At 61.3% G+C, this 19,262-nt stretch carries 18 protein-coding genes; 3 read left to right on the forward strand and 15 right to left on the reverse strand.

The features are described from left to right. Nucleotides 1-8: 8 nt before the first annotated feature. The gene (locus tag ABD687_RS11265; RefSeq protein ID WP_310291155.1) at nt 9-2,342 is read right to left on the reverse strand and encodes a PrpF domain-containing protein; all 2,334 of its coding nucleotides are present in this window, start codon (nt 2,340-2,342) and stop codon (nt 9-11) included. Nucleotides 2,343-2,613: 271 nt separating this feature from the next. Here ABD687_RS11265 and ABD687_RS11270 point away from each other — a divergent pair, with 271 nt between their 5' ends. After that, nucleotides 2,614-3,558: a LysR family transcriptional regulator gene (locus tag ABD687_RS11270; RefSeq protein ID WP_264268845.1), complete on the forward strand. Its 945-nt coding sequence runs from the start codon at nt 2,614-2,616 to the stop codon at nt 3,556-3,558. Nucleotides 3,559-3,573: 15 nt separating this feature from the next. On the opposite strand, the gene ABD687_RS11275 is transcribed toward ABD687_RS11270, so the two are convergent. The 14 genes from ABD687_RS11275 to ABD687_RS11340 form a co-directional block, all read right to left on the reverse strand. After that, the gene (locus ABD687_RS11275; protein ID WP_310291153.1) at nt 3,574-5,034 is read right to left on the reverse strand and encodes an amidase; all 1,461 of its coding nucleotides are present in this window, start codon (nt 5,032-5,034) and stop codon (nt 3,574-3,576) included. Then, nucleotides 5,031-6,308 carry a M20 family metallo-hydrolase gene (locus tag ABD687_RS11280; RefSeq protein ID WP_310291151.1) on the reverse strand — a complete coding sequence of 426 codons (1,278 nt, stop codon included), beginning with the start codon at nt 6,306-6,308 and terminating at the stop codon, nt 5,031-5,033. The genes ABD687_RS11275 and ABD687_RS11280 overlap by 4 nt, the downstream gene beginning before the upstream one ends. A 56-nt stretch (nt 6,309-6,364) precedes the next feature. Next, nucleotides 6,365-7,696: an MFS transporter gene (locus tag ABD687_RS11285; protein ID WP_302264181.1), complete on the reverse strand. Its 1,332-nt coding sequence runs from the start codon at nt 7,694-7,696 to the stop codon at nt 6,365-6,367. A 149-nt stretch (nt 7,697-7,845) separates the two neighbouring features. Then, nucleotides 7,846-8,778 (reverse strand): LysR family transcriptional regulator, encoded by a 933-nt coding sequence (locus ABD687_RS11290; protein WP_310291149.1) that lies wholly within the window; start codon nt 8,776-8,778, stop codon nt 7,846-7,848. Nucleotides 8,779-8,956: 178 nt separating this feature from the next. Further along, complete coding sequence (locus ABD687_RS11295; RefSeq protein WP_310291147.1) at nt 8,957-9,310, reverse strand: ArsR/SmtB family transcription factor; 354 nt, start codon at nt 9,308-9,310, stop codon at nt 8,957-8,959. A gap of 93 nt (nt 9,311-9,403) precedes the next feature. After that, complete coding sequence (locus tag ABD687_RS11300; protein WP_310291145.1) at nt 9,404-10,054, reverse strand: DUF5937 family protein; 651 nt, start codon at nt 10,052-10,054, stop codon at nt 9,404-9,406. A 65-nt stretch (nt 10,055-10,119) separates the two neighbouring features. Continuing rightward, on the reverse strand, nt 10,120-11,484 hold the full coding sequence (locus ABD687_RS11305; protein ID WP_302264174.1) for an alpha/beta hydrolase domain-containing protein: 1,365 nt from the start codon (nt 11,482-11,484) through the stop codon (nt 10,120-10,122). 46 nt (nt 11,485-11,530) lie between these two features. Then, complete coding sequence (locus ABD687_RS11310; RefSeq protein ID WP_302264172.1) at nt 11,531-12,334, reverse strand: ATP-binding cassette domain-containing protein; 804 nt, start codon at nt 12,332-12,334, stop codon at nt 11,531-11,533. Beyond that, nucleotides 12,331-13,185 carry an ABC transporter ATP-binding protein gene (locus ABD687_RS11315; RefSeq protein WP_302264169.1) on the reverse strand — a complete coding sequence of 285 codons (855 nt, stop codon included), beginning with the start codon at nt 13,183-13,185 and terminating at the stop codon, nt 12,331-12,333. Before ABD687_RS11315 ends, ABD687_RS11310 begins: the two co-directional genes overlap by 4 nt. A gap of 4 nt (nt 13,186-13,189) precedes the next feature. Further along, complete coding sequence (locus ABD687_RS11320) at nt 13,190-14,143, reverse strand: ABC transporter permease (protein WP_302264167.1); 954 nt, start codon at nt 14,141-14,143, stop codon at nt 13,190-13,192. Next, nucleotides 14,143-15,027, reverse strand: coding sequence for an ABC transporter permease (locus tag ABD687_RS11325; RefSeq protein ID WP_302264164.1), 885 nt, complete (start codon nt 15,025-15,027; stop codon nt 14,143-14,145). Before ABD687_RS11325 ends, ABD687_RS11320 begins: the two co-directional genes overlap by 1 nt. A gap of 116 nt (nt 15,028-15,143) precedes the next feature. Beyond that, nucleotides 15,144-16,130, reverse strand: a complete 987-nt coding sequence (locus tag ABD687_RS11330; protein WP_344761018.1) for an ABC transporter substrate-binding protein — start codon at nt 16,128-16,130, stop codon at nt 15,144-15,146. Beyond that, nucleotides 16,063-16,710 carry an ABC transporter substrate-binding protein gene (locus tag ABD687_RS11335; RefSeq protein WP_310291143.1) on the reverse strand — a complete coding sequence of 216 codons (648 nt, stop codon included), beginning with the start codon at nt 16,708-16,710 and terminating at the stop codon, nt 16,063-16,065. The genes ABD687_RS11330 and ABD687_RS11335 overlap by 68 nt, the downstream gene beginning before the upstream one ends. An 842-nt stretch (nt 16,711-17,552) precedes the next feature. Further along, nucleotides 17,553-17,714: a hypothetical protein gene (locus ABD687_RS11340; protein WP_310291141.1), complete on the reverse strand. Its 162-nt coding sequence runs from the start codon at nt 17,712-17,714 to the stop codon at nt 17,553-17,555. 232 nt (nt 17,715-17,946) lie between these two features. On the opposite strand from ABD687_RS11340, the gene ABD687_RS11345 reads away from it, so the two are divergent. Both ABD687_RS11345 and ABD687_RS11350 read left to right on the forward strand, forming a co-directional pair. After that, on the forward strand, nt 17,947-18,399 hold the full coding sequence (locus ABD687_RS11345) for a hypothetical protein (RefSeq protein ID WP_310291138.1): 453 nt from the start codon (nt 17,947-17,949) through the stop codon (nt 18,397-18,399). A 208-nt stretch (nt 18,400-18,607) separates the two neighbouring features. Next, nucleotides 18,608-19,210 (forward strand): NADPH-dependent FMN reductase, encoded by a 603-nt coding sequence (locus ABD687_RS11350; protein WP_310291136.1) that lies wholly within the window; start codon nt 18,608-18,610, stop codon nt 19,208-19,210. Nucleotides 19,211-19,262 lie beyond the last annotated feature (52 nt).

Here is a 19,262-nt window from a genome sequence, read left to right on the forward strand (position 1 = left end):
TGGGTCCTTTACTCGACAGTGATGTCGTAGGTGTCGTGCAGCAGGCGCTGCACGTATTGGCGGGTGCTGTCGGTCACCGTGTAGGCCTCGGCAACACGCTGCGGAAGCTGTGCGTCAGCACTGATCGGATAGCCGCCCAGGATCGTGTCGGCCTTGTCGTTGAAGGCGGTGTCCTCGGACATCTTGTGGGCCGATTCGCGCAGCAGCTCCACGGCCTTGGCCGGGGTTCCCGCCGGTGCCCACAGTCCCTTTTGGTAGGTGTAGGTCAGGCCCAGGAGCGTCTTGTAGGCTTCGAGCTTCTCCCCCGCCGGTTCGGTTCCGTGGATTTCCTTGTAGGCCTCCACCACGGTGGGCACGTCGGGGAAGTTCGGGTCCCTGGCCACGTTGCCCTGGGCGTCAAGCTGTCCGAAGGACATCAGCACGGTGGCCTTGTCCTCCTCGACGATGCCCTTCACGGCCGAGGCGTAGGAGCTGGTGGTCGTGTAGTCGATGTCCACCTCGCCACGCTGGAGGGCAAGGTTGACCGGGCCGCGTCCTTCGAAGCCGAAGGTTGCGGTGGTCTCGGCCTCCAGCAGGTCGAACGCCACCAGGGTGGTCAGGTCCAGCCCGGTGGCGCTGATGCCGCCGAAGACCAACGGCTTGTCGCGGTCCACCAGGTCGGACAGGCCGTTCATGCCGGCTCCGGTGCGCCCATAGATGACGCCTCCGGTGCCGTTGACCAGGATGGGTGTGAGCTCGTCGAAGGAGTATTTCACCGCATCGCGGCCGAGCACCCAGGGAACGACGGTGCTGGCGGTGCTGACCAGTAGCTCCGTGCCGTTGTCTCGGGCCGAGGTGGCGAAGTGGTTGGATCCGGTGATCCCCTCGCCGCCGGACTCGTTGGTCGGAGCGAAGCCCGGGGTGCCGGGAATGAAGTGGACCATTTCCGAGCCGATGAAGCGTGCCCAGGTATCGGTGCCGCCACCCTCGGCCAGCGGGATGGTGAGCTCGATCGTCTCGCCGGCAAAGTCGCCGTCCTCCGTGGTCGCCGGAGGGTTCAGCAGGCTTCCGCCGAAGATGGTGGTGCTTAGGCCGAGCGCGGCGAAGAGGCCGACGGCCGAGAGCACCGAGCGCCGGGAATGCCGGGGCGGATCGGGAAGCTGGACGTGCCGTGGCAGCGCTGCCACGTCGTCGAGCTCGGGTTCTGGAGGGGTGGGCATGATGTTCTCCTTCGGTGCGGACGGGGAGTGCGCCGCGTCGGATCCGCGGGAAGGGATGGGCAGCGTGGCCCGCGCCAGTACGCGGGCGGTTCGCGTGGAGCCGACGACGTCGCTGCCCTCGAGGGTGCGCCGCCAGGTGGAAACGATGCCCGCCGGGGTGCGGATCTTCAGGTCCTGCCCCGCCGGGGCGGCGAGGGCGCGAAACACGACGCTGTCCGGGGTGCCGGCCGCAATGGTCAGTCCCACGCTGCCGGTGATGGCCAGCGCGGGGTGCGGATTGCCCATGGAGAGCATCATGATCTGCACGGCGGCTTCCTCGGACGGATCGGCAGATGCATCGAGCGGACCGGCGATGGCCAACTTCGGGACGGCCCGCGCGGCACTTTCGGGGCTGGGGGCCAGGCCCATGGCCACGGCGCCGGCCCGGCGGATCGCGTCGAGGCGCTCCAGCTCGGGAAGGACCTCCAGCTGCCAGTTCCCAAACGGGATCCCGGCAAGGCCGGCGGTTGCCGGGGAAATAATGACCAGCGGGGCGCCGGCGTCCAGCAGCGTGGCTTCGACTTCCACGCCCTGGACCTCCAGGACATCCACCGGGTTCCCGGTCGGCAGGAGCGAACCGGTGGTCCGCCCGGCCGGGTCGACGAATCCGAGACCCACCGCGGTGCCCGGGAAGGGTACACCCGGGATATGGGTGTCCAGTTGCGGATCCCAGCGGCCGTCGGGGGTGGAAACGCGCTGCAGGATCAGCTGGCCGGTGTTGGTGTTCCGGGTCCGCACCAGCGTTTCGCCGGGCTGGGCCCGGACCCAGCCCTGGTCCAAGGCGTAGGGGGCCACGACGGCCGAGCAGTTGCCGCAGTTGCTTCCCCAGTCGACCCTGCCTTCGTCGATGCCGACCTGGGCGAACGTGTACTCGACGTCGACGTCGGGATCGGAGGAGGGCGAAAGGATGATGGCCTTGCTGGTCGTCGAGGTGCCGCCGCCGACGCCGTCGATCTGCCGGGGGTCCGGACTGCCGTAGAGCCGCAGCAGTGTTTCATCGAGGGTGTAGCCGGGGACATCGAGGGAATCGCGTTCAAAGACCCAGCATTTGCTGGTCCCTCCCCTCATCCACACCGCGGGCACCACATGGGTCATGGTTTTCATCTGCCGTCCAAGTCGATACGAGTGAAGCGCCGGTGTGACTGCCGGCACATGTTTCTCTACCCATGGTGAGATGTGTGTGCTTGAATTACCATTTACAAAAAGTCAAGCATCATGTATAAATGCTTCATTCGTTGATTAGATTTGCCCGGAGTGGTCACCGAAGACATTCCTTGATCACCTTGTGGCACCGTCGGTACGGCCAGACATCGCGAGTGTCAAGCGAAAATCAGCACAACTACAGATACCTGAAGCACTGCTACAAGGAGAAACGATGCTGGATGTAAAGAGACTTCAGGTTTTACTAAGAGTCGTTGAAACGGGATCGGTTAGCGCCGCCGCCGACGAGCTCTTCTACACGCCCTCGGCCGTTTCCCAGCAGCTGCGGAAGCTCGAGGAGGAGGTCGGCCAGCCGTTGCTGCGGCGCCGGTCGCGCGGAATGGTCCCGACGGATGCGGGCCACGTGCTCGCCGGCCACGCCCGGACGATCTTGCATCAGATGGATGCGGCGATGGCAGACCTGGCCCAGCTGGCCAGCGTCGGCGGCGGCAGCCTGAACCTCGGGACATTTCCCACGCTCGGGGGCTCATTCCTGCCCTTGGTCATCAGCCGGTTCCGCAGCCAATACCCGGCGATCAAATTGCACGTGACCAGCAGCCGCCTCGATGGCCTGCTCGAGTTGCTCGCGCGCGGGGAATTGGGCCTCAGCCTCCTATGGGAGTATGAGTGGAACCCCTTGGATCCCAAGAAGTTCGACTTGCTTCCGGTGTTCGAAGAGCCGACCGTTCTCCTGGTGGGAGCGGAGCACGCGCTGGCGCAACGCGGCGAGGTGTCGATGGCCGATCTCGGCGCGGAGCAGTGGATCGTTCGGGCACACAACCATCCGGTGGGCGAGGTGCTGCAGCGCTCGGCCAACGCGGCGGGGTTCTCCCCGCGCATCTCATTCCAGGCGAACGACTACCAGGAAGCCCAGGCAATGGTCAGCGTGGGGCTCGGCATCGCCCTGGCACCGCTGAGCGCCGTTGTCATCAAGCACCCCGGAGTCCAGGTCCTGCGACTGGGCGACAGTGCGCCGTCCCGGCGGGTGCTGCTGGCGCAACGGCACGACCGGGTGCGGGCCCCCGCCGAGGTGGCATTCCAGTCATTGCTGCTGCGCGTGGCGGAGGAATGGGAGCGCGATTTCGTTTCGTCGGCGGACGCGGAACTGGGGCACGCCTAACCCGGGGTGCCCGGGCTACCCCAGGAGTGGGAAGCCCGGACCGGGAACCAGGGATTCCACGGCTGCGGCCACGCGGAAGGCCATGGCCTCGTCGAAGGGATGGCCGATGACTTGGACGCCGGTGGGCACCGAATCGTTTGACATCCCGCTGGGAACGGCAAAGACCGGGCAGCGGTTGGCGACATTGAACGCGCTGGTCAGATGGGCCTCCCAATAGTGGCCCAGGTGCCCGCGGGCGGTGTCGATGCCGTCGAGGTAATCCCCGTCGGCGGCCAGCGAAGCCACGGCCGAGGTCGGGCACAACAGCGCATCGAGCCCCGCCATCGCCGCGGCCAGCTCGGCCTGAAGCGCGTGGTCCATGGCCAGGGAATCGAGAAGCGAGTGCCGCTGGGCAGCCTCGGCAGCGTCCTTGATGAACCGGGCCGTGTAGGCCGCCAGCTCCGACTCAGTCCCTGCGGTTTCCGTTGCCATGGCCGGGCCCAAGATGTGCCCGAAGTGGGCGAATGTTGTCTCGGTGATGCGCGCCGTGGTCCACGGCAAGTCAACCGGCACGACCACGGCTCCCGCGGCTTCCAGCGCCCGGGCAACCGTGAGGGTGTTTTCTCGGATCTCCGCTGCCACGGGGTAGTTGCCCAGCGTGAGCGACAGCCCGATGCGCAACCCCGCAACATCCCCCGCGGCGAGCGGGTTGATGCCGTTCTCGCCCCAGGAGCCGTGATCGGTGTGGTGGCGTCCGGACATGACGCCGGCCAGCAGCGCGGTGTCTGCAACGGTGCGCCCCATTGGCCCGTCGCCGCGGTACCAGTCGGCCGCCAGCACGCCGGCCCCCGGGATCCGGCCATAGGGTGCTTTGTAGCCCACGGTCCCGGTGAACCCGGCCGGAATGCGGGTGGACCCGGCGATGTCCGAGGCAGTGGCCAGCGTGGTGAACCCGGCGGCCAGTGCCGCCCCGGAGCCTCCGGAGGATCCCCCGGGGGTGGCCCGCGTGTTCCACGGATTCCGGGTGATCCCCCACATGGGCGAGTGCGTCGTGGTGGCACAGCTGAACTCGGGGCTCGTGGTGCGGGCGTGGATGATCCCGCCGGCGGCCTTGAGGCGCTCCACCACGGGGTGGTCGACAGGCGCAATGCGTCCGCGGTGGGCGGCCAGGCCCTGTTCGAGCTTGAGCCCGGCGATCCCGTGCTTTTCCTTGGTGGCCACGGTCAGCCCCAGCAGCGCGGGGACGACCCCGCCCTCCCGCGCCAGCCGCACGTACTGAGCCGCCGCGACACGTGCCTGCGCGCGGGCGGAGTCAAAGAGCGTCTCGGTGAAGGCATTGATACCCGTCTCCCGGTCGCCGTTGTGCTCCTGGATCCGCTGGATCTGCGCCTCGAGGACCTCCACGGGCGAGATCTCCAGCGACCGGAAACCTGCGAGGGCCTCGGTTGCAGGCAATAGCGCCAGCGAGTCCACGGCGATGGCTGCGCCCGGGGTCACGCGGCACCGGCCTTCGAGAGTTCCTGTTCGGTCGAGTCGATGGGGGCCAGCGCGCCATTGACCATTTCCCGGGCCACGGATTCCAGCGCCTTCACCCCGGCCACCATGTCGGCATCGGTGGTGAATTCGCGTTCGCAGTGGCTCACCCCGTCGACCGACGGAATGAACATCATCACGGTGGGGACGATGCGGTTCATGGCTACCGAGTCGTGTCCGGCCATGGTGCGGATCCGGCGCACCGAAAGCCCCAGGTTCGCGGCGACCTTCTCGGTCAGCTCCAGCCCGTCCTCGGGGTAGTACTGGATGCCGCGCACATCGAAGTCGTTGACGTTGATGCGGATGTCGTGCTCCTGGGCGATCTGAGCAATGTCCGCCAGCAGCGAGGCCCGGGCCTCGGCGACGATCTCCGGGCTTGCCGAACGCAGGTCCGCGACCAGGTGCACCCGGCGGGCCACCACGATCGGGGAGTTCGGTTCCAGGGTCAGCTGGCCGACCGAGGACACCAAGGCCTCGGGGGCGAACTTCTGGGTGACATCATGGACCAGCAGCACCACCTTGGAGGCGGCCACCAGCGCGTCGTGGCGGTCGGCCATGGCCGTGGCCCCGGTGTGCGACTGCTCGCCTAGCACCTCGATGTCCAGTTTCTGGGTGTGCCAGGAGTAGTCGACGGCTCCGAGGGTGATGCCCTCGCGCTCCAGGATCCTGCCCTGCTCGATGTGGATCTCCGCATAGCCGGCAAGGTCCGGGCGTTCGTCGGTGCCCAGGTAGCCGATGGCTTCCAACGCCTGCGCGACGGAGGTCCCGGCCAGGTCCTTGACGGCGAGCATCTTCTCCTGGTCCATCAGCCCGGCGAAGACCGAGGAACCCATGATGGAGGGGGCAAAGCGTCCGCCCTCCTCGTTGAACCAATTGACCACGGCCAAATTGAAGACCGGGATGGTGTCCGTGGCGGCCAGGGATTCGGCCACGCGTTCGGCGGCGTGCAGACCCGCCAGCACCCCATAGGCCCCGTCGAAGCGCCCGCCCAGCGGCTGGGAATCCAGGTGGGATCCGAGCAGGATATACGGGGCCCCGGGAACCAGCTCGATCAGGGCGAACATATTCCCGATCCCGTCGACGCGCACCTCCCAGTTTCGTTCCCTGGCGAAGGCGGCAAACCAGTCGCGGGTTGCCTTGTCGGCCTCGGTGGCGGCCTGGCGCTCGACGCCGCTGTTCTCGGTGGCACCGATGGCGGCGACGTGGTGGAAATCGGTCAGGAATGTTGCATCGCTCATGGGGTGGTTGCTCCTTGCAGTGGTTCGGTGGTTCGCCTGGGGGTGTCGGGAAGTGGTCAGCCGACGCGGTGGTGAGTCTCCGGGACCTTGGTGAGGGTCAGCAGCAGGAACACGATCACCGCTGCTCCCGCCATGTAGTAGCCCGGTGCGGCGCTCAGCCCGGTCTGGGAAACCAGGAAGGTTCCGACAAAGGGGGCTGATCCACCGAAGATCGCGTAGCCGACGTTGTAGCTGATCGCGGCCGAGGTGAAGCGGGTGCGGGTGGTGAAGATTTCGACGAAGAAGGTGTAGCAGCCGCCGCCGTAGATGCACATCGGGACCACGAAGAGCAGCTGGCCGGCAATGGCCAGCGGCAGCGAGCCGGAGGTGACGAGCATGAAGCACGGAATGGACAGCAGGGCCAGTGCCGCGGAGCCCGCGATCAACATCGGCTTGCGGCCCACCTTGTCGCCGATGATCCCGCCGACGGGCAGCAGCAGCGCGTAGAAAAGCATGGCCGCGGCGTTGGCCAGCAGCGACTGGTCACGGCTGAGGTTTCCGGTGACCTGTACGTAGGACACGAAGTAGCCCGAGAGGAAATAGAAGCCCATGGCGGTCAGTCCCATCACGAAGATGACCTGCAACATGCGGACCTTGTTCTCGGCGAAGGCCTCGCGGATGGGGCTGTATTCCTTGGATTTTTCCTTGGCAAGCACGGCCTTGAAGGCCTCGGATTCCTCGGTCTTGGCGCGGATCCACAGGCCGAAGAAGGCCATGGGCAGGGCCAAGAGGAACGGGATGCGCCAGCCCCAGGACATGAATGCCTCGGAGGACATGGAGCTGGAGAGCACCAGGATCAGCGTGCCGCCGAAGACCGAGGGCAACGCGGTGGCGGCCAGGGTGATGTTCAGCCAGAAGCCGCGCTTGTTGATCGGTGCGTGTTCGAAGACGAAGGCCGGGGCCCCGACCGATTCGCCGCCGGCGGAGAACCCCTGGATCATCCGGCAGAGGACGAGCAAGATGGGCGCAGCCGCGCCGATGGCCGCGTGCGTGGGCAGCAGGCCGATCAATGCGGTGGCCGAGCCGATGGACAGCAGGGTGATAAACAGGACCTTGCGGCGCCCGATCTTGTCCCCCAGTGCCCCGAAGAACAGTCCGCCCAGCGGGCGAACCAGGAAGGCGACGCCGAAGGTCGCGAAGGTGGCCAAGAGCCCGGCCAGTGCACTGGTGCCGGGGAAGAAGAGCTGGGAGAGCACCACCGCGGAGAGACCATAGAGGGTGAAGTCGTAGAATTCGATGAACTGGCCGATGCTGCCGCCGGCGAGCACCCGCTTTTGCATGCCGTTGGCGGCGTTGCGCTCTCGTTGGAGCACTGCCTGGGGCTGTGGTGAATGGATCTCGGTCTTCATCGACGCTCCTGAGTGTGCGGTCCGCTCGACTCATTGACTCAAGCGGCGGCTTTTGATGTTTACCCTTGGAACCATTGTGGTGATTGCCGTCACATGGGTCTAACGAATAATTTCGGTTAGGCCCATCGAGCGAATCGATTGGAGCTCGGTCAGGCGGAGGCCGCTTCACCGGAGACAGACCCGTAGAGCCCGATGCAGACCTGCTCGAACGCGAGCGATTTGCGCGTCGGCTTGGCTCCGACGGGGCGGACCAGCGACATCTCGATCGGCGGCAGGTTCTCGATGATGTCCAGCGGAACCACGGAGCCGCCGGCATAGGTCAATTCGTTGGTCAGCCGCTGGTTCAGCAGCGAATACCCGTGGCCGCGGGCCACATAGGAGCGGACCGTCTCGTAGCCGGAGACCACGTGGCGGATGGATGGACGGATTCCGAGCTGGCTGAACATGTCCAGGTAGTACTCGCGGGTGTGTTTGGCATCCAGCAGGATCAACGGCTCGTCGGCGAAGTCCCGCAGGCTGACGGGCATATTCGGGGTGGCTGCCCGGGGGTGGTTGGCCGGGACCAGGACGTGCGGCGGGATCCGCTCCAGGACCCGCCGGTCGAACTCGGCACCCACCCCCTGGTCGTACATCAGCGCCAGCTCGCAGACCCCGTCGAGCAGCGCCTGGCGCAGCGACTCTTGGTCCCCCTCATGGAAACTGACCTTCACGTTGGGGTGCGCGGCCTCGAATTCCTGCAGGATGACGGGGGCCTTGAACGGCGCCAGCGGCGAGTACATGCCGACCACCAGCTCCCCGGCGAGCGCTTCGCCCTCGTCGAGGACCGCTTGGTAGAGCAGGTCGGCCTCCTCCAGAAAAGCCTGGGATCCCAGCAGCAGGCGCTTGCCCGAAGGGGTCAGCCGCAGCCCCTTGCTGGAGAGCCGGGTGAACAGGGACGCGCCGAACTCCTCCTCGAGCCGGGCGATGGCCGAGGAAAGCGTGGACTGGGTGACGTTCAGCTCGGCCGCGGCCGCTGTCATGTTCTCCAGCCGGGCCACCGCTCCGAAGTAGCGCAACTGCACCAGCGTGAAGGATTTGCTCATGAGTGCATTATGGAGGAGTTTCGCACTTTTGAGTAAGCCACCCCTGTTTGATCGAGATTCGCAGATTTCCGTGCAGATATACTCCAGATGCCGCCTGGCGGTGTCCCAGCCACACAATGACCGGACCTCAATCTGGCACCCCTTGCACGAAACATTCAATGTTTTTCAATGTTTGGGCCTACTTCACGATTCGAGTCAAAAATTCGTAGCCTATGGAATAGACAACATTCATTCGAAGACGATGCTTCACCATTTTTCCATCCCGTATCGATTCAAGAAGTTCTGCTTCTCTGAGTTTCCGGAGATGGCGCGATACCTGCGGAGCTCCAATGCCAAGTCGTCTCGATAGATCGCTGGTGGTGCAATATTCGTTTACGAGGTGCCGACGCAGCTCCAAACGGGCGCTATCGGCTAGGACTGCCATTTGATTTTGGATTTCGTGGATGCTTCTGTTGACGGTTCCCATGTCAGAGATCGGGAATTGCACAATGATGGGGATCTCGTAGCCCGCGTACTCGTCGTCGTACTTCACGACCACGTGAGGCTTCGTCAGGTTACTTGGGACAAGGACGAATTTGCGGCCGCTGCCATTGACGAAGGCATTCTGAAGTTTGTCATAAGCGACCTAAGAGGTCTGAGGAAAGAAATGTGCGCCTGGAGTCAAAGAGGCCAGCACCATCGAAGCGGATCCCCCGGCCAGCCGTCGTTGGACTTCAACTTCGCTGGCTTTAAGCCGTGCGGAACCAGATTCCCAGCGCGAGTGAAAGCAGGTGTCATGGAAAGTTCGCAGAAACGCAGTCAGGACCTGACGGAAGAGCTCGGGATCGCGAGCCAAACGAGCCCCTAGCTCTTCGCGCTCTTCACTCCGTGTCCGGCAGATCTCTATAAAATCAGCACGGTCGCTGCTGTCGTTCATGATGTCCAGGGTACGGTCGGATCGACCACCGATGATCGCTTGAACGCTCATCTGCACAAATGCTTCGAGAGGCAGCGCTGCGACGCTTGCCAGCTCAGAATCAAAGCCTTGGCTGGCCCTAGAGTTCAATGGCATTAATGCGCGGAATCTGAATCGCGCCCACAGCGGTGAGAACGAACGCATGGTCCGTCTCAACTGAGCGGATATTTCGGCATCAATCGCTTTGAGTTCTCGCGAGAGTTCAAGATGATGGCCAGGCTCCGCAATGCAGTGGAGCATGGCCATCATCTCGGCCATCTCTGAAACCCTGACAGTAACGTTCGCTGGTTCGACGTCGGTCAGGTCAAAGATGATCGGCATGAGACGAGCTTAGCTGACCTCGGCTAGCGACAAGGTGCATCACAACCCCAAGGCAACAACCGCATTTAGAAGCGCAATTCCTCTGCAGAAAGCCGCAGCTCTTCAGCATCAACACGGTGCAAAAACCCTTGCAACATCAGACGGTCAATAACTCGAGCAAGGACACGACGGTAGCTATCAATATCGCCATAGATCTCTTGCAAGCGCTGTCCATCAAACGGTGTCTCATTGCCGTGGTACCACGAGGGCCGACCCATGGGCGTCGCAGCTACCAGGGTCGACGTCGGCGCATCGGTGTAGGTGCTTCGCACACCTCCAAGAGCGTTGCCCCACTGATCACGCGAAATGGTATCGGTGTGCCCCTCGGTTTCGAGTAATTGGGAGGGAGGCGGCACTAGCTTTCCCTCAGCCCAATCTGCAAGCAGTCCCAGTAGTGCTCCGTAAATATGGGAATTCGGGAAGGTCGACCAGTGTGCTCCGGGAGGCAGCGGGCAGTCCTTGAGTCTAAGTACATCCTTCTGACTCATATGGCGTGTTTCCCGATGTGCCATCCCTGCGATCTCGTAAAGGCGGAATGTTTCGGAATCTGCTCGGCGATGGCTCAGTCCGCGAACCTGCCCAGATACCCCGCAATCCCAGCGAACGGACTGGAATTCCGCTTCACCCAATACCTCAATCACCGGAACATCTATATCCGGTAGTGCTTCACCGCCTGAGGCTCCAGGCAGGTATCCGTCAAAGAGGGGCCCTCCATCCGCCCGGCGCATGGCATCGTGGTGTTGCTCAACAAAGCGACGAACCACACCGCCGGTTTGGGATATCCCGGCGAAGAGAAGGGTCTTGACTTCCGAATTCCTGATTCCCGGCAGACCTCCACGAAGTGCGTGTGCGACTTGTGCAATGATTTCAAATGACTGGGGTGTCGCCTTCCACCATCGTTCCTTGAACGCATCGTATTGTTCAGCAAGAATCTCGGGGCTTGGGTTCTCTGTGAAGGGAATCGATCCTGCGAAGTCGCTTGCCAGCTCCCCCGCCGTAAACACCATGTCCCGATACCGTTCGGGATTGCCGCCCTGGATCAGGTCCAGCGCCGACGGAGCCTGTGAGTCAATTTCTATCCACATGTACCCATCACGCATCAGCGCACGGTTGTAGGCGCGCCAGACCGAGGTTCCTCCCCAGATATGACTTACCTCCGTGAGCGTTCGACCATTGAATTTGCCCATGTCTTCAGGCCGTCGAACCAAGATGCGTGTGAGAAATGGTGCCTCGGCTGCGTTACCCGAGACAAAATATTCTTCCTGGATGTATCCATATGAGGGCATTCGTTCGGTTCCGTAGGATTCGAGCACAACGGCTCGATTTCCTTCGGTTTCCGGGATCGGGCCCGAAATTTGGGCGCACGGAACTAGGGTCTGTGAGGTGGTCATGTTCTAAATCTCCTGTTTTGAAGCCAAATGCCAGCGAGAGAGCGCGCTAAAGACTGGGCGAAGAGTCCAGCAATGTACGCGTGTATGCGCTTTTCGGGTTAGCGAAAACGTCTTCCGCTGACCCGTTTTCCATAATTTTCCCGTTGTAAAGCACCGCTACCTGATCACTCATGAATTCCACGACGGCCATATCGTGGCTCACGAAGATCATCGAGAGGCTTCGCGATTCTTGGATGTCCTTGAGCAGGTTCAAGACGCGTGCCTGAACCGAAACATCCAGCGCGGAAACCGGTTCGTCAGCAACGATAAGTTCCGGTTCGAGTGCCAAACCGCGCGCAATAGATATACGTTGCCGCTGGCCACCTGAGAACTCATGCGCGTAGCGTCCCAACCAGCCCTCGGCCAGCTGCACTTCATCTGCAAGGGCTCGAGCCCGTATGCGACGTTCCTCGGCAGAATATAGATTCTGTACGCGCATCGGCTCTTCAATGAGCTCTTGCAAACTCATCCGCGGATTCAGCGAATTTGATGAATCCTGAAAGATCATCTGCATCTTGCGACGGTACAAACGCAATTCGTCTTTGCCCAAGGCGAAAATGTCTTGGCCCAGAACGCGGACAGATCCAGAGGTCGGTTTGATGAGCCCAATGGAGATTCGACCCAGGGTGGACTTTCCGGATCCGGATTCGCCGACCAGCCCCACGACTTGATTTCGTTTGACCGAAAGCGAGGCGTTGTCTACGGCGACGTGCTTGGAACGCTTGAACATGCCGCCAACCTTGAACTCTTTGCTGACGTTGGTAAGCTCCAGGACGAGGTCGTTTTGGGTTTCGAGCTGATCCGTTTTCATGGCGTCACCTTTGAATAGATGGACTTATCGATCACCGGGAGTCGGTGTGGTTGACGGCCCAGCCGCGGCGCCGCTTCCAAAAGGCCTTGGGTGTAACCAGATTTCGGGTTGGTAATGACTTCTTGGGTAGCGCCCTGCTCCATTTCGTATCCATCCAGCATGACGACGACGTCGTCGGTATATTGCGACACCAAACCAAGGTCGTGACTGATCAGGACCAATGCCAGGTCGAGGTCATCGCGCAATTTCAGCAGCAAATCCAGGATCTGTTTTTGAATAGTGGCGTCCAGGGCGGTTGTCGGTTCATCTGCGAGCAGCAGGGCCGGGTTGCAAGAAATACTCATTGCGATCATGACGCGTTGTCGCATGCCCCCGGAGAGCTGGTGAACACAGGATCCCAGTACACCTCGCGTCGGAGGAATCCCCACGAGATCCAGCAGCTCACTGGCGCGATTATGTGCCTGTTTTTTGTCCAGGCCCAAGTGCATACGCATGGGACGAATCATTTGCTCGCCAATAGTCATCGTCGGGTGCAGCGCACTCATTGGTTCTTGAAAAATGAAGCCGATCTCGGAACCGCTTAGTTTGCGCCGTTCTGCATGAGTCGCTGTGAGCAGATCCTTGCCCTTGTACAAGATTTTGCCCGAAGCAACCGCTACATCCGGCAGGATCCCCATGATCGCGGTGGCAGTCATGGATTTTCCGGAACCGGATTCGCCGACAACGCCCAGTGTCTTCCCCGCTTCAAGCGAGAAGCTCAGCGAATGAACGACTCTGCTTGGACCTTCTGGCTTGAGGATGTCGACGTTCAGGTCGCAAACTTCGAGTAACACTTTTTCACCTACGCGCATGGCGCTAGTCCTTGCTGTCTATACGGATACGCGGATCGATCAGTGCACAGACCACATCCACCAAGAGATTCACCAACACAAAGATGATGGCAATGAGGAAAATGCATCCTTCGATGAGCGGGTAGTCACGGCGATCTACGGCTGTGAGCAGGAGCTTGCCCAATCCTGGAAGCGAGAAGACGTTTTCGGTAACTACTGCGCCTCCGAGCAATGAAGCCATGGAAAGCCCAACCACCGTAACGACCGGTACCAGCGCCGCGCGGAACACATACTTTCCAGTAATGGTCTTCTCGCCAAGGCCCTGAGCACGCGCGGTATTGACGAAAGGCTGGAATTTCGCATCCAGGACGCCATTACGTGAATACCTGAAGAGCGTGGCCGCCTCCAGGACGCCCAGCGCCAGGGCCGGCATCGCCATGAAGGAGAGAAACTGAACGAAGTTTTCCGTTGGGGCCACATAGCCGGCGACAGGGAACCATCGTAAGATCACACCGAACACCAAGACCATCAAGATGGCCAGCCAGAACGTCGGCATGGCAATGCCGACCGCCGAACCAACGACCATGGCCTTATCCGTGATCTTTGATGTGGTTGATGCCGCAATCGCTCCCAGAAGTGGTCCAAGCAAGACGGCAACAATCAATGCCAGAACGGCAAGTTGGGCAGTCACTGTGGCTGCAGCAAGTACTAGCTCGCTCACCGGGGCCCGGAGAAATATCGAGTCCCCGAAATCGAATCGCACCATACGTCCGAGCCAGACAATGAATTGAAGGATGATGGGCTCGTTGAGTCCCATCTCTTCTCGAAGCTTTTCAATGTCAGTAGCAGTGGCTTCTTCGCCAAGGATGACCGCGGCGGGGTCTCCGGGAGTCAGCCGCAGCAATACGAAGAGCAGAACCATGGGCACGGCGATGGTTGGCAGCAACGCCAATAGGCGCTTGAGAATGTAATTGAGCATTAGTGCTGTCCTTCCTTTGACGTGACCTTGGCAAGTGGCTTGAGTTTTGCGAGGCCCGCGATGCGGCGTGCTCGAGGATCCATGGAGTCTCGCAGCCCGTCACCTAGGAGAATGAGGCCCAGCACCGTAACCAAAATGGCCGCACCGGGGAAGACGCCGATCCACCAGGCAACGGCGATGTATTTCTGCGCGGCCGAGAGGCTGGCACCCCAGCTCGGTACTTCGGGTGGGATTCCGATGCCCAAGAAGCTCAAGGCGGCGATGGAGAGCACAGTTGCAGCGAAACCCATTGTTGCTTGAACGATCAGGACGGAGACGGCTTCTGGGGCAACATATTTGGACAGAATCCAAGAGTCCTTGGCACCCATTGCCCGGGCGGATTCGACCATGGGAGTCGATTTCACGCTGAGTGATGCCGAACGAACCACGCGCGCAATCGGGGGAATCAAGACCACTGTTAGTCCGAAGACCACCGGCCCTACGCCCCGGCCTAGAACGCCAACCAGGCTCATAACCAAAATGATGTTTGGGAACGACATCATCCCATCGATGATGCGCATGACCACTGCATCAACCTTTGGGAAGTACCCGCAGATGATTCCGATCAGGTAACCGATGACTATGGCCAGGACCGTACAAAGCGCGGAGATTCCGAGGGCAGTTTGGGCACCAAAGAGCAGCATGGTCCACATGTCGCGCCCTTGGTCATCAGTACCCAGCGGGAATGCCGCTTGGGGCGCTTTCAGCCGGTTTACCGGATCGACAAAATTTGGGTCCCCGCCAAGAACCGGCGCTAACAGGGCTAGGCAGGCCACCAGCAAAATGATGACTGCACCCGTCATCGCTGAGGGGTCCCTTAGCAGGGCCTTTAATGTTGGTTTCATGTTTCTCTTCTTATCCGCGAACGATCAACAGCGAGATTTCTTGCGCAGGCTGGGGGTGGTTCCGTCATCTTGAATCACACGGAGACGGAACCACCCGCCCACACCCTCGGGTGTGCTTAGTTGCCGATCCATACGTTATAGAAGCCGCGCACAGTCCCTTGCGTCGGTTCAAACCCACCGATACTGGCTCCGATGACGCTCAACCGCGGTTCGTGCCCGAGCTTCACAAATGGCAGCTCGTCCCAGATCAGCTGTTGCATTTCATTCCAGGCAGGCAGACGGGCTTCGATGTTTTTGCCCGCAGTGACATCAGCCATCAACGACTTCTTTTCATCCGTGGTCCACCATCCCGGGAAATCGTCGTTGAGGAACACTACTGTCAGCGGATCCGAATAGGCGGTACCGCCGGCAAGGAAAATATCCCACTTGGAGGGATCAGTGCGGGCGGAGCCGAAGGTGGCCGCATCCATGGCCTGCAGGTCCACTACAAAACCGATGCCTTCCAGCTGCTGCTTGAGCAGGGGGCCGTAGCCATCGGAGTCGGGACGGTAGAGCACACGGACCGGAGTGCCGTCGTATCCTGCCTCTTGAAGCAAAGCCTTACCGGCATCAACACTTCTGTTCTTGTAAATGTCTGCACCGGCATCCGAATACCATGGCGAGCCCTTGGGGAACAGGCTCGAGTCATCAGCAAAGTACTCGGTCCCGCCAAGTTGCTGGGTGGCAATCGCTACCGGATCTACGGAGTTCAATACCGCCTGGCGCATTTTCAGATCTGCCATCAGTCCGGATTTGTTGTTCAGTTGCAGCAGCGAGAATCCAGCGCCCTCACTCACCACTGGTTCCAGTGATGGGTCCGCCTCATAGACAGAAAGCTGATCCATGCTCATGAACTGTGGAACGATGTGCGCCTGACCGGTACGAACTTGGTTCAGGGCATTGGCGTCGTTAAAGGGGATGAACTTAATCGTGTCAGCATAGGCTGTCTTGGCCCCGGTTGCACCATCTGCTTTTTCGCTGCGTGCGGCGTAGTCGTCAAAACGCGTGATCGAGGTTGCCAGGGACGGTGGCGAAGTTGTCCAGCTTGTAGGGACCGGTGCAATCCAGTGAGGTCAGGTCCTTTGAACCGGCCGCTTCCAATGAAGCGGCTGACATGATGTAGGCACCAGTGTCCGGTGTTGCCAGCAGCGCTGGGATGGCACCCGACGGTTGGTTCGTGGAGATGGAAACGGTCAGCGGGCCAGCCGCCGAAATTTCCTTGGTCAATGAGCTGAACAGCTCACCGGCATCCCCGCTGCCATAACGCTCCAGCGAGGCGACCACATCAGCTGCCGTCAGTTCGCCGCCGCCATGGAATTTGACGCCTTCACGAATCTTGATGGTGTAAACACCGGTCTGTTCGTCATACTCGTAGCTTTCGGCAAGCCCGTTGTCCACCGTGGTGTTCGCTGCGTTGGCAAAGAGGCCCTCGCACGTTGAGGCTGCAACCATCCAGTTCGACCGCGAGGTCGTTACATATGGGTCGATCATCGCTGGGAGTGATGCAACGACAAGCTCACCACCGGTAACCGGTTCGCTGGATCCGGCAGCAGCATCCGAGCTTGGTCCGCCGCCGCAGGCAGAGAGTGCCATTGCGGCACAGAGCAGAGTGCCGATCTTCACAGCACTACGTTTCGAAATCATGGCGCAGCCTTTCAATAAATTCCAGGTGGGGAGCCCGCGAGTGGGGTTCAATCAGAGTAGGGGGTTTCGAATGTGACACCCGTTTCATTTACCGCAGTCGCGGTAAATGAAGAGTATGCAGGGCCTGGGGGTTGGTTTCCATCCAAAATTCTTGATCGTCCGGGACATCAGAAGTACATGTCGACAGCCAACAATGATCTGCACCGTGAACCGTCCTGTGGTCGGCCCCTTCATTCGGGTTTTCTCCGCAGCCATATCGCCCACGAGCTGGAACACCACTGAGGCCGATAGCCGTGTCACCATCGGAGTACGCCAGATCCACGACGAAGTGAGTTGTGGTACCGGGTGAACAAAACCGGGCAGGTGGGTCACATAATCGTTCAGGACCCCTCAGGACGCTGATACCGATGACTACTTTTTCACCACCGATCTCACTGCCAGCGCGGTGCACGTCCTCTCTCGTCATGCTGCTGCACGCTGGAGGATCGAGGTCCCGTTCCGGGATGCCACGTAAGACCTCGGCGGGCACGACCCGCAGTCCCGATAGCGGCATGGGCCCGAACGGGCAGCCGCACCGTCACCATGGTTGCATGCCGCCACATGGTGCTGGTATCTGGAAGCCCACCCTGACGGGCGGACGGCGATCGTCCGGCCGTGGGACCGATCCAAGGCCGGCCCAAGATTCATCGCTTGTCCCGCCGCGCTACGACGGGCGATATGGTCCCGCAATGTTCCGCGAACCGGCCGAGCGGTGGAATTTGGCATTGATACGCGCGCCCGACCGCACACCCACCGGCGTCACCGTGGGGCAACCGGAAAATGCTGTCGGGTCATGCGGGGATTTAGCCGGCGCAGTCCAGTTGGAAGGCCTCCAGGCGTGCCTGCATTTCCCAATACGGCGTGGCGGTCGGGATCGGCATGCCGTCGCGCAGGGCGTTGACACTCTCCACTGCGGCGTCCACCGCGGCGCGGTACGGCAAGGATCCGGAGCTGACACGACGCACGCCCAGCTTCCCCAGTTCGGCAACGCCCAGCGTGGGATGGGGACTCCGGCCACGCGCACCAGACCTTCGTGCGGCGCGCTACGGAGAATGGGCAGAATATCAATGCCTTCAAGGAGGGCCGGCCACTGAGCAATACCTTCAAGCGCTTCTAGTCCCGCTGCATTTTGCTGACTTTCTATCCGTGGTGGTTTACGCTCGCCACGTATCGGCACAGGCAACGGAGGGATCTTTCATGGAACATGACCGAGAAAAACCGAGTCCGGATCATGTGGCGCCGCCGGGCACTTCGGAAGGCACTATCAGGGCAATGGGCAAACTCTCCGAGGCCTTTGAAGTCATTGAAGAGGCGCGCGGGAATCTCTACCGTTTTCATCGCCTCACCGGCAGGGCAGACCTGGCACTGGGAGAGGCGGTGGACCTGTTCAGAGAGGCAGGACACGAGGAGATTGCAAAGGAGTTGCAGGACAGCCTAGTGGGACGCAATGTTTTGGAAGGCCGCTGGACCTTCCAGATCATGGAGGAATACGACGATGGGTACTACAACGATTTCAAGTCCCTTGAGCAGGGGATCCGCGAACAGCTCGTGCAGGGACGCCGCCACCTTTTCGAGGCCCAAATGAAGGAAGAGCGCCGCACCCACGGCCGACGCCACCATGAGGCAACCGCACCGAAGGAGCCCACGTAGGCAGACGCCGGCCGGTTCGGCATCGGCTCCGGTGGAGCCGCGGAACAGCGCATTGCCGGAGACTCCGCGCCCCCAACATTTCGTCCTCGGTCACCGGCTGCTGCTTCGTTGTTCCCGGACAGGGCGGGATTCAGCAGGCTTGCTCGTTCACCTAATATTTGGCCAGCAGCTATGGACGATGCCGTGGCTCCCGTGTTGGACTGTCCCCATGACTCAATACAACATTGGTTATATCGTCGGTTCCCTGTCCACCGGATCCATCAACCGCACTCTTTCCAAGGCGTTGATCAAGCTCGCTCCGGACAACCTTCAATTCACCGAGATCTCCATCAAGGATCTCCCGTTGTACAACTACGATTTCGACGCCAGCTACCCTCCGGAGGGCACGGCATTCAAGCAGGCCGTAGAGTCTTCGGACGGCCTGCTGTTCGTCTCCCCCGAATACAACCGTTCCATCCCCGGCGCGTTGAAGAACGCCATCGACTGGGGATCACGTCCCTGGGGCGCCAACTCCTTCGCCCGCAAACCCAGCGGGATCATCGGTGCCTCCGTCGGTGCCATCGGCACCGCGGTCATGCAATCGAACATGCGCAGCGTGCTCAGCTTCCTCGATGCCCCGCAGCTGAACTCCCCCGAGGCTTACATCGCCTTCAAGCCCGAGATCTTCGATGATGAAGGCAACGTCTCCGACAGCGGGACGGCCGATTTCCTCGGCCACTACATGAGTGAATTCGGCGCATTCGTCGCACGCGTCCTTGACGCCAACGCCGAAGGCCACATCGGCGATGTGGACCCGGTCGAAGCGCCATAGTAGTAGCCATCATCCAATAGTGCTGGGATCGGGCCGGAGCCCGATCCCAGCA

It is taken from the genome of Paeniglutamicibacter sulfureus, assembly GCF_039535115.1.
In the GTDB taxonomy this organism is placed as follows: Bacteria; Actinomycetota; Actinomycetes; order Actinomycetales; family Micrococcaceae; genus Paeniglutamicibacter; species Paeniglutamicibacter sulfureus.